The following is a 15,571-nucleotide window of genomic DNA, read 5'->3' on the forward strand; positions in this document are numbered from 1 at the left end:
TTAGTATTATTTGTCATTTCGAGGAACGAGAAATCACACTAGATTTTCTATTCTGTAAATACCAATCTTTCTTGATTTTCGTGTGTGATTTCTCGTTCCTCAAAAAGACAAAACTTGCGTCAAAATCTATAATTATCAAATTCTCTCATTAAAATGTAATTTGTTGCATTAAAATAAAATTTTATATATTTGAGTTTAAGTATTCTCTTTTTTGGTTTGGTAATAATGAATAATTGTTATTAATACATTTAAAAGCGAAGAATGTTTTTATCTAGAAAATGACTTTTCCCAAAGAAGTATTTTCCAGATTGTGATTTCAAAAAAAAAATCACAAAACTAACCTACAGACCGCTACAGAATGATGAAATTTAAAACTAGAATTTTACTTCTATTCCTATTATTTTCTCTGGTTATCAATTCCCAAATCAAAAAGATTGGAGTTCCTTTTATAGCCAATTATAGTCCGAAAGTATATAAAGCGGCATCTGAGAATTGGGATGTTTTGCAAGATTCTAAGGGCATGATGTTTTTTGCTAATCATTTCGGAATCATGCAGTTTGATGGCGTGCGTTGGGCGATTGTGACACAGCCAGAAAACCGAAGCATGGTTCGTTCTATGGCAATTGATAAAAAAGATAAACTGTATGTTGGCGCTCAAGGCGATTTCGGATTTGTAATTCAGCTTCCAAATGGGCAATATCAATATACTTCTTTAGTAAAACTGCTTCCTAAAGCGGCTAGAAATTTTGGAGATGTGCTTCATGCGGTCATGCGAAATGGTGAAGTGATTTTTTTCTCCTACGAAAGAATTTTTATTTATAAAAACAATGCAATCAAGATCATAAACGCAAAAACGTCTTTTGACGATTTCTTCGAAGTAGGAAAAGAAATTTATGTTTCGGATAACGAAAAAGGATTATTAAAACTAAAAAACGATGCTTTAGTTCCAGTAGAAAATGGTCAAAAGTTTATTGGAATGCAGGTTCGAAAGATTTTTCAAACCCAAAAAGGACTTTTGCTATTCACTCAAAAAAATGGTCTTTTCGTTTTTGACGGAAGCCAAATTAAACCATTTGTAACAGAAGTAGATAATTTGCTGAAGCAGAATCAGATTTCGGCAGGAATTCAGCTTTCTGATGGATATTTCGGAATCGGAACCCGCCAGTCTGGGCTGATAGTTATAGATAGTGAAGGACATTTGATTCAGCATATTGACAAACAAATGGGACTTCAGAATGAGTATGTAACTAATTTTAAAATTGATAAGGAAGGAAATTTGTGGGTGACGCTCAAAGGCGGAATTTCACTAATTCAGATTTCATCTCCTTTGTCCAAAATTATAGACAGTTCGAATTCTGAAACCAAAATTTACTGCAGTCAGATTTACCAGAATAAATTATATATCGGTACAGACAACGGTTTATTTTGGCTGAATTGGGAAGCTTATAAAAGTGGAAAAAGAGAAAATGTAACCTTTCAGCATATTTCTGGAATGTCTGAAATGGTTTGGAATGTGGGCGTTTTTGGAAATTCGTTGTTGGCTTTTGAAAAGAACGGAATATTCGAAATCAGTGGAAATTCCGCGAAAGCGTTAGCCAAAATTGATGGCGCTTGGCAGGGAATTCTAATTCCGAATCATCCTGATTTATTGCTTGTTGGCGGTTATACGGGATTGTATCTCTTGAAGAAAATAAATGATTCTTGGGTTTTTCAGCATCGTATAAAAGGTTTTGCAGAAAGCAGCAGAATTATGGAAACCGATAAACAGGGAAATATCTGGATTGCACACGGATACAAAGGGATTTATAAACTAAAATTCAATGCAGCATTTGATTCTGTTATTGATATTCAGTTTTATAATGACAAAAATGGATTTCCGTCGAGTTTGTTTCTGAATACATTTAAAGTAGATAATCAGATTTTGTTTGGAACGACAAAAGGGGTTTACAGACAGGATTTGTCTTCAAAAAAAATGATTCCAGATCCAATCTTTAAAAAGTATCTCGGATTGGAAAGCCATATCCGATTATTAAAACCAGACCATCAGGATAATATCTGGTATATTTCTGGTGAAAATACAGGGAAAATGAGCAGGCAGACAAAGGGAAGTTTTAAGATTGAAGAACTTCCTTTTCGAAAGCTTCGTTACATATATGTTCCTGGTTTCGAAAATATTCAGACTACAGAAAGCGGCGATGTTTTCTTTGGAACGCAAGAAGGTTTAATTCATTACAGCGCTATTAAAAACAAGAAATATCAAACGAAATATAAAGCGGTTATTTCTGAAGTAAAATGTATCTTTCCTAAAGATAGTCTGTTGTTTTCCAGTCGTTATGATGTTTTGCCAAACAAAACGGGATCTGTAAATGATAAATTTTTGACCGTACTTTCGTATTCTAATAATGCGCTTCATTTTTCTTTTGCATCATTATGTTTTGAGGATGCCGATGCGACAAAATATGAATATTGGCTCGAAGGTTTTGAACCAACTTGGTCAGATTATAGTCTTCAGACTGAGAAAGAATATACGAATTTGCCTGAAAAAGAATATATTTTTCACGTAAGGGCAAAAAACATGTATGATGTCGTGAGTGAAGAAGCTGTTTTTCATTTTGAAATTTTACCGCCTTGGTATAGAACTTTTTGGGCTTACTTATTTTATTTTGCGCTTTATAGTATTGTAATTTACTTAATTGTTAGATATCAGAAATCTGTTGCAGAGCGTCAACGTCGTCAATTAATAGAAAATCAGGAAAAAGAATTGCTTCGAAGCCGTGCAGAACTTAATGAACAGAAACTGACATTTGAACAGCAAAATATGGCTATTGTGCGCGAGAATCTTCAAACAACTATAAATCTGAAAAATGCTAAAGTAGCTTCAAATACGGTCAATTTGATTCATTTAAATGAAATTTTACTTTCTATTAAAGACTTAATCGGACAGATTGATAAGAAGAATGATCCGAATGTGAACTTTAGTCTGCTGACAAAAATCAATAAACTTATCGATCACGAATTGCAGGGAGACAAACATTGGAATGAGTTTGAAGAAATCTTTAATCAGTTGCACGATAATTTTATGCAGCGGTTAAAATCGACTTATCCAGAATTGACTCCTCGTGATATGCGTTTGTGTGCTTATCTGAGAATGAACTTTAATACAAAAGAAATTGCACCGCTTTTAGGAATTTCGGTTAGAGGAGTTGAAGATACCCGTTATCGCATTCGTAAAAAATTGCAGCTTCCGTCAGATACGAATATCACCGAATTCATTCTTAATTTTTAATTTTTCTCGTAAAAGTGAAATCTGAAGTGATTTTATGCATTTCATCGATGATTTGTTACATTTCTTCGATAGTACCGTAGTCAAACCGTACTCCAAAATGTAAGTCTTGCCTGATTTTTTAGTTAATATTGCTTTGTTATTGTCGGAAAATACAAACTATTTTTTGGTAAAGTGGTTTTGTTGAAGAAATAACATTTACTAACTAAAACCTATTTAAAAATGAAGCAAAAAGACTTTTTTTTCGGCCGACCACCGAAAAGCAATTCCTATTTATTAAAACAATTTTGTGTCGCAGTTTTATTCTTACTGCTGCCATTTATGAAAACGCAAGCTCAATGTAATACATTAGTCTGGTCGGATGAATTTAATGGCACAACAGTAGATTTGACCAAATGGCAAAGTATTTCAGGAAACGGTTGTCCATCGCTCTGCGGATTTGGAAATGCTGAGGCGCAGCGCTACGACCCGAATCAGGCAACAATTGTAAAAGAAGGTACAAACAGCTATTTGAACATTCAGGCAAAATATGAGCCGAATGCTTCATTTCCAGATCAGCCTTATGCTTCTTCAAAATTGACAACAGAAGGAAAGTATTCTTTAAAATACGGAAGAGTTGAAGCTCGTATGAAGCTGTCTAACGGGCAGGGAGCATGGCCAGCTTTCTGGATGCTTCCTGTAAACGGAAACTGGCCGTATACCGGTGAAATTGATATTATGGAAGCCAAACACAGGAATCCGCAATCTGTAGACGGAACGATTCATTATGATGGAAACGGATATCATTTTACTGGCAGAAGCTATAGTTCTCCAACAGATTTATCTTCGGATTTTCATGTTTATGCGGTCGAATGGGGACCAAATTATATTAAATGGTTTGTTGATGATGTTTTATTTCACACCGCAACACCAAATACGACAGTTAATGGCGGATGGCCTTTTAACGATAGTCAGTTTTATATCATTTTAAACCTTGCTGTTGGTAGTGCAGGAACGCCTTACACCAGTGTAAATGGAGCTGGAGTAGCGCCAGTTCCAGGTGATTTCCCAGCAAAATTACAAGTCGATTATGTTCGTGTTTACGATGGGAGTTTTAAATATGCGGTAACAGGCGATAGCAAAGTATACCAAAATGAAACTAGTAAAACCTATTCTGTAAATGCAATTGCAGGGGCGACCTACAACTGGACTGTGCCAGCAGGAGCAACAATTGCATCAGGGCAGGGAACAAATTCGATTACTGTAAATTGGGGAACTTCTGGTGGAGATGTTTCTGTAGCTGCAACAGTGTCAGGCTGTAATGTTAATACGTATAAATTGGCGGTTACAACCGAGCCAGCATTGCCAGTAGAAAAAATACATGAAGATTTTCAAAGCAATCGAAATGTATTGTATCCTGTAAAAACGGGAGTCTTGACAGAAGCTGTTGCGAATCCTTCTGCCACAGGAATTAACACGTCAGCTTTGGTTGGAAAATACGTTCGAAATTCAACCGAATTATATGATGTTTTGAATATTAGAAATTTAACCATCACTAATGCGAATGATTATGTTTACGGAAGAAAAAGGCTTTCGTTTGATATTTATACTTCGGCTCCGGTTGGAACAAAAATATCCATGCAGTTGGAAAATAGCAATGTAACGACTGCAACCAATTATCCGTCAGGAAGACATAGTGGTTTTAAAGCTACTACAACGGTTCAGAATAAATGGGAAACAATAGAATTTGAATTTGAAAAAGTAATTGACCCAAATACAAGTGCATTGGCGATTAATAATGTTGTGATTCTTTTTGAATCGAATTCAAATTCTGGAGCGACGTATTATTTTGACAATCTGCTGACAAAAGCAGCACCAGAAAAACCAATTATTGCAACAGATGTTCTGCAAAACTATGATGGAGCCAACAAAATCATAAAAGGAACTACAACGGGAACTTATTCTGTTGTGGCAAATCCAGGATCAAATTCGGTTAACTCTTCTGCAAATGTGGCAAAGTATGTCCGAAATGCATCAGAACAGTACGATGTACTTTTCTTTAATACACAAACTTCAATCGAAGATGCAGGTTTATTTAAAAATCAAACCAATAAAATCATGATCGATGTGTACACAACAGCACCAATTGGTACGGTTGTAAGTATGAATTTTGAAAATAGCGCGACTTCGCTTCCGGCTAATTATCCGACAGGAAGAAATAGTAGTTACGTAGCCATTACAACCAAACAAAATCAATGGGAAACGTTAACTTTCTACTATAATTCCAGTCCGGATGCTGGAACTTCGAATCTGGCAGTAAATCAAATGGTTTTATTGTTTAATTCGGGCTCGTATACAAGCGATACGTACTATTTTGATAATATCAGAATTGGTTCTACTAAACTTCCAGATACTTTTACGCCTGGTATTGTGTATGAAGATTATCAAACCATTCACAATATTACATTTAGAGATGCAATTGGAACTTATACGGCAAATACCGCAAATCCAAATGCAAGCGGAATCAATACTTCTTCGAATGTTGGAAAATACGTTCGTAAGTCAACAGAATTGTATGATAACTTCTCATTCAATACGACTTTAAACAACATTGGAGATTTCAAAACGGGAACAAAAAAATTCGCGATGGATGTGTATACTTCTGCGCCAGTTGGATCAATCATTTCTTGGCAGGCAGAAAGCAGCGCTTCGGTTCCGTCCAATTATCCTGTTGGAAGACACAGTATTTATCAAGGAGTTGTAAAACAAAGCAACGCTTGGCATACCATAACTTTTACATATGTAAGTACGCCAGATGCTTCGACACCAGATAATGATGTAAACCGTTTTGTTTTCTTGTTTGAACCGGGAACTAATTCTGGAAACACCTATTATTTTGATAATCTGAGAGCTCTAAATTTAGTCTCTACAGAAACGCCAAATGTGAATTTAGCTTTGGCTAAAACAGCAACGGCTTCGACATTAGAAAATACGACTTTTACTGCAAACCAAGCAACAGACGGAGACGGAGGTACAAGATGGGCGAGTTCTTTTGCCAATGCAACGGAATGGATTTATGTTGATTTAGGAAGTAATTACTCTCTTAATCGCGTAGTATTAAAATGGGAAGCAGCTTATGCAACTCAGTACAAAGTACAGCTTTCGACAGATAATGTTTTCACCGAAAATGAAACCATTAGCACGCAAACTGCAAGCGATGGCGGAACTGATGATTTAACAGTAAGCGGAACAGGAAGATATCTGCGTATTTTATGTACAGCAAAAGCTTTGGCTCCTTATGGATATTCATTGTATGAAATTGAAGCTTACGGATCTTCGTCAACAGCTAGAATGGCTTTGAATGTTGCAGAAGAACCTCAGACGGCAGAAGAGGTTTTTGCTGTGTATCCAAATCCGACGACTAATTATGTTCAAGTTTCATCTCCTGAAAATTTGGACAATAAAGTCATTACGATTTATGACAACACAGGAAATCTGGTTCTGCAAAACAGACCTCAAGGAAATGAAAGCGTAATTGATATAAGTAAACTTCGTAGAGGAATCTACATTTTAAACTTCAAATCAGACCAGAAAAGTTGGAGCAAGAAGCTGATTAAGAAATAATTTTAAATCCGTTGGGTGCAATTCAAGGAGGGCATACCAGTTGCACCTGGCGGATCGTTTAGTCATTTGAAAATGACTTTGGTTTTAGAATCTAATTATTATGTAACCCCAAAATTATTTAGATATGAAAAACAATAAAATTCAAAGATTTTCTATTCTGACCGCACTGTTCTTAGTGTTTTCGACTTTTATGTACGGTCAGGGACCAGTTCCTTTTACGATAAGTAATAATTCCACTTTTGCAGACAGCGATTTATATGTTGCCATTGTGGGAATCGATTATACTACAGGAAACCACGTTTGGGTAAATGCCAAAACGAGTCAGGTTTTGCCAATGAGCGCTTCTTATAACACCGTTACAGGACCAACTTATGGCGGAAACACGGGACCGGGACAAAACTCAAAATACGCAGCATGTTTTACAAAACTGAGTGAAATTCCAAATAAAACCTTCACTTTACCTTTAATTGCGGGGTGCCGAGTTTTTATTTCTAAAGGTTCACAATTGTATTTTTATTTTTTCGGTGCCAGCGGAGCGCCCTCAGGATATGCTTCGCCAAATCCTCAGAATGCGACAGATCCGAATCAGGGAATTTTGTATGAAATGATCGAATTGACCAATAATCAATACGGTTTCTTCGGAAATCCAACACGTGTAGATTCATACAAGTATCCAATGGGATTGGAGTTGTTTGGCGCTAACGGATACCAAAAGAAAGTAGGCGATTTGAAAAAACACGCTGATATTGTTGCCGCTTTTAAAGCAAATGTTCCAGCAGAATTTCAAGGCTGTGTAAACGATGCAACGGGAGAAATTACTGCTCCGTCAAAAACTCCAGCTTATGCTGAAGGATCAGGTCCATACGCAAATTATTTAAAATCATATATCGACGCGATTTGGAACAAATACAAAAATGAAGATTTGATCTTTTATGCAGGAGATGCAGGAGTTTTTAAAGGAAGAGTTATTGGTGAACAATTAGAAATGGTGGGACAGTCTGGAGCTTTTGTTGGAAGAACTGGACGCGTTCAAAACCGACCAACAACACAAGAAGCTCTTGAAGGAAAAGGTGTTTTGGACAGAAGATTGGTTGACGGAGATTTGGATTTAGTAATTCAGGCTCAGTTAACAGCAGCGATCAACCGACATGTGGTAAATACTACAACGGCAAATCCAGGCCAGCAGAATTGGTACGATGCATCGAAATATTATCAAACAAACCCAACCAATCATTACTCTAAGTTTTGGCATTTGCCAGGAATTAATATTGACAATCTGGCTTACGGTTTTGCTTATGATGATGTTGCCGATCAATCGCCGTCGCTTCATTCGCCACAACCAACCAAAGTTATTGCCACTTTTGGAGGTTATTACGGACTTACAACGCCTTCGGTTCCAGCTACGACAGATGTTATTACAGTTTACAAAGATTGCAATTACACAGGATTCTCAGGCGGATTAACAATTGGAGATTATAATTTAGCTCGTTTAAATTCTTTAGGAGTTTTAAATGATGACATTTCTTCACTTAAAATAACTCAAGGTTATCAGGCGATTTTATATCAAGACGATAATTTTGGAGGAGCTTCAACGGTAATCAATTCTGATAATTCTTGTTTGAATACGACTTGGAATGATAAAGTAAGTTCGATCAGAGTCATTGCAAACGGAACGGCAACTTTAGGAAATCAGACTTTCTTTCTTCAAAACAGAAACAGCGGTTTATACATGGATGTTTGGAATTCTAGCATGTCAAATGGAGCAGGAATCAATCAGGGAGCTTTGAATTCTGGAAACAATCAGAAATTTACTTTTACGCATTTAGGCGACGGAATGTATAAAATCATTGCTAATCATAGTGGTATGTCAATGGATATCAATAATTTCAATAAAGCCAATGGTGCAAGAGTAGAGCAATATCCATACAATGCTACCACAAACCAACAGTTTATTTTAGTTTCTACTGGCGATGGTTATTACAAAATTGTTGCCCGTCACAGCGGAAGAATTGTTGAGGTAGCAGGAGCAAGTACTGCTTCTGGAGCAATTGTGCAGCAATGGGATAATAACAATCAGACTTGTGGACAATGGAAACTAGTTCCAGCAACATCTTCTCAAACTTCCATTTTAATTCAAGCCGAAGATTATTCAGCCATGAGCGGAATTCAAGTTGAAGCGACTACAGATACTGGCGGAGGATCAAATGTTGGTTACACCGAAACAGGTGATTGGCTGGCATATAACAGTATTAATTTCCCAACAACTGGCTCTTATTTAATTGAATATCGAGTGGCAAGCGCAGTTATAGGCGGAAGATTATCTGCAGATTTAAATGCTGGAGCTATAGTTTTAGGAAATGTTGATATTCCGAATACGGGAGGTTGGCAAAATTGGCAAACCGTTTCGCAAACCGTAAATGTAAACGCAGGAACGTATAATTTCGGAATCTATATTCAGAATACGGGAATGAACATTAACTGGATTAAAATCACAAAAGTGGCAGGAACAGCTAGAATGGCTGCAACTGAAACAGTAGAAGAACCAGAAGAAACGGTTTTAAATGTTTATCCAAGTCCAGTAGAAAACACCCTTTTTGTTACAACAGATCTTTCTGGAGGAACTGCAAAAATTGTAGATTCTCAAACGGGCGCTACTGTAGTTTCACAAAAAATCAACAATAATAGTTTTGATGTTTCGCACCTAAGAAAAGGAATCTATTTTATAGTTTTTGAAAAAGGCGGTAAACAAACCATCAAACGATTCATAAAGAAATAGTTTTAAAAAGTGATCTCAGGCTTTAGAGTTTAGATACTAATTTAGGTAGTGTTAGTTCTACGAAATTAGATTGCAAATCTAAAATCTAAAGTCTGAAATCTAAAATCAGAAATATTTAACTCAAATAACCGTCCCATGTTTACGAGTTTATTAATCTATTAAAACAATTATTATGAAAAACAATTACCGAAGAATGCTGCAGAAATGCATGATTATTTTAATGCTGGGTGTTTTTAATTTTTTGGCAGCCCAAAAGAAAGTTATCGCTTATGTCCCAAATTGGGTTGATTTAAATGCTTTTTCAAGTACGATTCAGTACAGTAAATTGACGCATATTAATATTGCGTTCGAAAATCCTGATGCCAATGGTTACTTAAGTTTTAATTCGGGAAGTAATGCCATTATCAATGCGGCGCACGCACAAAACGTAAAAGTTTTTGTATCGCTTGGAGGAGGTTCAGTTTCAGAAGGCGGAGCAATTCGTGACAATTATTTTAATCTGATTACGCCAGCAAACAGAATGGCTTTTATCCAGAAGATCTATGATTATGTCGTGGCTCACAATTTTGATGGAGTAGACGTTGATTTGGAAGGTCCAGCAATTAATGGAGATTATGGCGGATTTGTAATCGCTTTGGCTAATAAATTGCATGCCAATGGAAAATTGATTTCAGCAGCGCTTTCAGAAGGATATGGTGGTGCCAATGTACCTTCATCTACTTTTGCAGCTTATGACTGGATTAATATCATGGCTTATGATGCAACAGGGCCTTGGGCGCCAAACAATCCGGGTCAGCATTCTCCCTATAGCATGGCAGTAAATCAGTTTAATTATTGGACAGGAAGAGGATTGCCAGCAAGCAAAGCGATTATCGGAGTTCCTTTTTACGGATATGGTTTTGGAGCTTCTGCCAACCAGGGAATTTCTTATGCTAATATCGTAGCGCAATATCCTGGAGCTGAAAACTTGGATCAGGTAGGAAATACAATCTACTATAACGGAATTCCAACCATCAAACAAAAAACAACTTTTGCGATTCAGAACGCAGGAGGGGTTATGATTTGGGAATTGTCGCAGGATGCAACAGGAACTAAATCTTTGTTAAATGCCATTAATCAGGTAATTACAGGAAGTAACCCTCCTGCAACTGGAACTACAATTCAGGCCGAAAATTACAATACAATGAGCGGTGTTCAAACCGAAGCAACAACCGATACAGGTGGTGGCCTAAATGTTGGATATTGCGATACAGGCGACTGGATGGCGTATTACAATATTAATTTTCCAACTTCTGGTTCTTATCAAATCGAATATCGCGTTTCAAGTGCGGTTACGGGCGGTAGATTATCATCTGATTTAAATGCAGGAACGATTCAGCTTGGTGCCATAAATGTTCCAAATACTGGAGGATGGCAAAACTGGCAGACGATTACGCAAACCGTAAACGTAAATGCAGGAACGTACAATTTTGGAATCTATGTCCAAAATACTGGTTTTAATATTAACTGGTTTAGAATAACAAAATCGGGTTCAACGGCAAGAGCAGCTGCACCAACTACAGAACAATCCATTGCAAGTTTGGAAGTTTATCCAAATCCAACTGAAAGTCAGCTTTTCTTTAGCACGGAGGTTTCTGGCGGAAATGTAAATGTCATCAACACAGAAGGTGGCGCAACTGTTTTTTCTCAAACTGTAAACAATAACAGTATTGATGTTTCGACTTTAAAAACAGGAATTTATCTTATTTCAGTTGAGAAGAATGGAATTAAAACGGTAAGACGTTTTATTAAAAAATAATCATAACCCATTTGCCATAATGGTTTTAGATACATTAAATTTTAGGTTTTAATGTAATAAGAAAGGCTGTCTATTTTAGACGGCCTTTTTTTAACCGCAAAGCACGCAAAGTTGCATGGATAAGAATTTATCGATTTAAGCTTAAATTGCACATAAAGACGCAGATTCACAAAGCATATAAAAAACTTTGCGGCTCTGCGTCTTAGCGAGATTAAAAAAAAGCGAACTTAGCGTATTCTTAGCGCTCTTAGCGGTAAAATTTAAGGAATAATTTTTTTGCGACGAAATTCATCAAAAAGACCAAAAAACATTTCCTCGGTATCTATAAATTCATGAAAGCCAAAACGTCTAGCTTTAATTCCATTCGAGAAAAAATCATAATCCCAAGAAAAAACAAAATCTCCAAATTCCCAAGCAGCTAATTTTTCATAATTGTGTTTTTCTAAATTGTATTTTTCCTGTATGTCTTTCCAAACAATATCTTTATCTGCCATTACAGATTTTAACTCCATTTGAAGTGGTTGAGCAACAGGAATTTCGAAATAATTTGCAATTTTAGGCCAAATTTCCTGCCATCTAAATAAATCGCCATTTGTAATATTAAAAGCTTGATTAGCACATTTTGGATTTGTCGCTGCCCACACAGTAGCTTTTGCTAATAATCCTGCATCAGTCATTTCCATCAGTTTTTCATAAGCTCCAATTTTTCCTGGAAATCGAAGCGGAATATTTAATTCTTTTGAAATTGATGCATATACAGCAATTAAAAGAGCCAAATTCATTGGGTTTCCTAGTGCCGTTCCGCCAACTACTGACGGACGAATGGCGCTCCAACTCCATTTTTTCCCTTCTTGTTTTCTCTCCAGATATTGTTGTTGCGAAGCATTAAATTCTGGAGGCATATGTCCCGCATCATTTTCTTTTGCAGGAGTTTTGAAAGGGCCAAGATGAGCACCATACACTTTGTATCCCTGCATTAAACTTATATGCTGCAGATTTTCAGAAATAGGTTCAATTGTTTCTACTACATTGTGAAGCATTTTCATATTAGGTTCAACAAGCTCAGACCAAGTAGGACGATCCTGATAAGCCGTATAAAAAATATGAGTAATATTTTTCAGTTCAGATAATTGCTTTTTACAGTTTTCAATATCTAGCAAATCGACAGAAATGAATTGTAAATTCTCACGATCTATTCCTCCTTTTCTAGACAATCCTATGACATTCCAATCTTTTGTTGATAAAAGATAATCAATAAGATTTGTGCCGATTACTCCGTTTGCGCCAACTACTAAAGCAGTATTTTTATTTGTTTCCATTTTCTTTGTATTTAAATTCTTTACAAAGTTCTGGCGGTTTCGGAAGATTAAAAATGAAGTAGATTATGGAAAAAGGTTGAAGTAGTTCAATTTTTATTTTTTACTTTTTTGTTTCGTATTTTAGATAAAAACTCAGTTGTCATTCCTAAATACGAAGCCAAAGTATACTGTGGTACACGTTTTACAACTAAAGGAAATTCGGCATTAAAACTTTCGAAACGCTCTTCGGCAGAAGAAGTAAGATTCATGATAATTCTTCTTTGAAAAGATGCAGCAGTACGTTCTGCAGTAATACGGAAAAAGGTTTCAAATTTAGGATTGGCTTTCTTTAATTTTGTTTCGGCTTTAAAATCGATTTGTAAAATAACAGCATCTTCAAGTGCCACAACAAACATGGTGGCTGGCTTTTGATAAATGTAGCTATTGTAATCCGAAATCCACCAATCTTCAATTGCAAAAGCAATTGTGTGTTCCTGTCCATCATCGCTTACCACATAAGCTCTTAAAGCACCTTTTACCACATAACTTCTATATTTTGCTATAAAATCAGGCTGTACAATAAACTGTCTCTTTTTTATTTTAGTGATTTTAAAATCAGATACAAATTGATTGAGTTCTTCGTCAGAAAATGATACACGAGCTTGCAAATGATCGATAAGAGATTGGTATTCTACTATTTTTTCCAATTTATTTCTAGATTAAAGTGCACAATCAAAATTACAAAACATTATTATTCCATAACACTAACATAAACTTAATTCAGCTTTAAATTGATAAAATTGCTGTCGATTAAAAACTCCAAAACTTCTAATAAGCGTCCCCAATTTATTAAAGTCAAAAACCTATGAAATTAAAAATTACTACACTTTTTATAGTGTCCGTTTTTGTTGTTTTTAATAATTCCGTTTCGGCGCAAAAAACAAAGAATTTAAACGGAATACAAATTGCATTTTTATCTGATGTTCACTTGCAGGATTTATTTGGCAGATTTTCAGATTCCGATTATAAAGGCATTCTGAATCCGAAAACGAATCAATATGCTTTGGTTAGAACGATGTCTTCGCAATTGCATTCAACTCGAATTTTCAATGAAAACTATTTTGCTTTTTTAGCAACTTTAGAAGATATCGCAAAGCGAAAAATTAAATATGTAGCACTTCCAGGAGATTACACCGATGACGGACAGCCAATTAACGTTCGCGGATTAGCTAAAATTTTAGAAGAATATTCAAAAAAATACGGAATAGAATTCTTCATCACCACAGGAAATCACGATCCAGTTGGACCTTTTGCACAGGAATCTGGGAAAGAAGATTTTTTAGGAGAAGAAGGGAAAAGTCAACCCATTTATAGCAAAGACGGCATGTATGCGCCAAATCTCACCATCGAGCAGCCTGTAGTTGTTACCGCCGATATTGCTAAAATGGGTTATTTAGGAATTACCAATAATCTTAAAGAGTTTGGTTTTCATCCCAACAAAGAATATAAATTTTGGGCGACTCCTTTTTCTACTTATTCTAGTGAAAATTATTCATTTGATAAAGCTTTAGAAAGCGCAAAATTGAGCAATCGTGTTTATGAAGTGGTGCCAGGTTATGAAGTTCCAGACGTTAGTTATGTTGTAGAACCCATTGAAGGACTTTGGTTAATGGCAATTGATGGAAACGTTTATATTCCGAAGAAAACCGACAGCGATCCTAAAGATTCTAAAAGTTATTCTGAAGCCAGTACAGGGTATAATAATGTGCTTTCAAACAAAAAGCATCTGATTAAATGGGTTTCAGTTATTTCGGAGCAAGCCAAACAGCAAGGAAAAACTCTGGTTGCTTTTAGCCATTTTCCGATGATTGATTTTAATGATGACGCTTCCGCGGAAATAAAAGAACTGCTCGGGCCAAATAAATGGCAGTTAAACAGGGTTCCAGTTGAAGAAGTGGCACAGGTTTTTGCCGATGCGGGATTGAAAATTCATTTTGGCGGTCACATGCATATTAACGATACTGGAGTTCGAACTTCGCCAAAAGGAAATACTTTGGTAAATGTTCAAACGCCATCGCTTGCGGCTTATATTCCAGCTTATAAATTACTGACATTAAAGAAAGATAATGTAGTCGATATTCAGACCATTACAATTGATGAGGTTCCTAGATACGATGAACTTTTTGATTTGTATAAAATGGAATATCAGTTTTTGGAAAGTCAGAATGCTAAAGATATTTGGAATATTGATATTTTAAAAACTAAAAACTATCATGATTTTACTGATTTTCATTTGAAGGAATTAGTGCGTCTTCGTTTCTTAAAAGACGATTGGCCTTCTGATTTTAAGAATTTTATTTTGAATGTTTCTGCTAAAGATTTGATGGTTTTAGCGAACATTCAGTCAGATAAGGATTTTGATTTTATTTTAAAAAACAAAGAGCAGTTTCAAAAAGAATGGAAGGAAGCAGAAGCGAAATCGGAAAAGGTTTTAATTAAAAATAAACTTAAAAAAACAGATTTCAATTGGACAGGAAATGATCTTTTAATTGATTTTTACCGTTTTAGAAGTGCAGATGAGTTGGCTCTTACAGATGTTGGAGCTGAAAGAGCAAAACAATATAAAGTATTATCTGATTTGTTTTTAGAAGGTTCTAAAAGTGACATTTCAAAAAATTCATCGCTTCAAAAACAAATGAAGCTGTTCTTAATTATCTTCAATAAATTTATGCATGAAGTTCCAGCGGATCATTTTTCTGTTGATTTGAAAAGTGGTGCTGTTAAAAGTTTGAAGTAATTTTTTTTAACCGCAA

7 protein-coding genes are annotated in these 15,571 nt (G+C 35.7%); 5 read left to right on the forward strand and 2 right to left on the reverse strand.

The genetic code is table 11. The features are described from left to right. Positions 1-358: 358 nt before the first annotated feature. The 4 genes from JI750_RS16945 to JI750_RS16960 all read left to right on the forward strand — a co-directional run bounded on the left by JI750_RS16945 (position 359) and on the right by JI750_RS16960 (position 11,460). Positions 359-3,286, forward strand: a complete 2,928-nt coding sequence (locus JI750_RS16945; protein ID WP_236673067.1) for a triple tyrosine motif-containing protein — start codon at positions 359-361, stop codon at positions 3,284-3,286. A gap of 318 nt (positions 3,287-3,604) precedes the next feature. Continuing rightward, positions 3,605-6,886, forward strand: a complete 3,282-nt coding sequence (locus JI750_RS16950; RefSeq protein ID WP_236673068.1) for a family 16 glycosylhydrolase — start codon at positions 3,605-3,607, stop codon at positions 6,884-6,886. A 124-nt stretch (positions 6,887-7,010) separates the two neighbouring features. Then, entirely contained in the window at positions 7,011-9,662 is a 2,652-nt protein-coding gene (locus JI750_RS16955; RefSeq protein ID WP_202004716.1) for a beta-1,3-glucanase family protein, read from the forward strand. Between the two features lie 172 nt (positions 9,663-9,834). Further along, positions 9,835-11,460, forward strand: coding sequence for a glycosyl hydrolase family 18 protein (locus tag JI750_RS16960; RefSeq protein ID WP_202004719.1), 1,626 nt, complete (start codon positions 9,835-9,837; stop codon positions 11,458-11,460). A 260-nt stretch (positions 11,461-11,720) separates the two neighbouring features. On the opposite strand, the gene JI750_RS16965 is transcribed toward JI750_RS16960, so the two are convergent. Then, a complete protein-coding gene (locus JI750_RS16965) occupies positions 11,721-12,779 on the reverse strand; it encodes an SDR family oxidoreductase (RefSeq protein ID WP_202004722.1) in 1,059 nt (352 codons plus the stop codon). A gap of 86 nt (positions 12,780-12,865) precedes the next feature. Next, positions 12,866-13,465, reverse strand: a complete 600-nt coding sequence (locus JI750_RS16970) for a Crp/Fnr family transcriptional regulator (protein WP_236673069.1) — start codon at positions 13,463-13,465, stop codon at positions 12,866-12,868. A gap of 158 nt (positions 13,466-13,623) precedes the next feature. Here JI750_RS16970 and JI750_RS16975 point away from each other — a divergent pair, with 158 nt between their 5' ends. After that, positions 13,624-15,555: a metallophosphoesterase family protein gene (locus tag JI750_RS16975; protein ID WP_202004725.1), complete on the forward strand. Its 1,932-nt coding sequence runs from the start codon at positions 13,624-13,626 to the stop codon at positions 15,553-15,555. Positions 15,556-15,571 lie beyond the last annotated feature (16 nt).

Origin of the sequence: Flavobacterium tagetis (assembly GCF_016735615.1) — a bacterium.
Classification (GTDB): Bacteria; Bacteroidota; Bacteroidia; order Flavobacteriales; family Flavobacteriaceae; genus Flavobacterium; species Flavobacterium tagetis.

Coding starts and splice junctions, on each gene's coding strand:
- JI750_RS16955 (WP_202004716.1), top strand. CDS start 7,011: ATGAAAAACAATAAAATTCAAAGATTTTCTATTCTGACCGCACTGTTC.
- JI750_RS16960 (WP_202004719.1), top strand. CDS start 9,835: ATGAAAAACAATTACCGAAGAATGCTGCAGAAATGCATGATTATTTTA.
- JI750_RS16975 (WP_202004725.1), top strand. CDS start 13,624: ATGAAATTAAAAATTACTACACTTTTTATAGTGTCCGTTTTTGTTGTT.
- JI750_RS16945 (WP_236673067.1), top strand. CDS start 359: ATGATGAAATTTAAAACTAGAATTTTACTTCTATTCCTATTATTTTCT.
- JI750_RS16950 (WP_236673068.1), top strand. CDS start 3,605: ATGAAAACGCAAGCTCAATGTAATACATTAGTCTGGTCGGATGAATTT.
- JI750_RS16965 (WP_202004722.1), bottom strand. CDS start 12,779: ATGGAAACAAATAAAAATACTGCTTTAGTAGTTGGCGCAAACGGAGTA.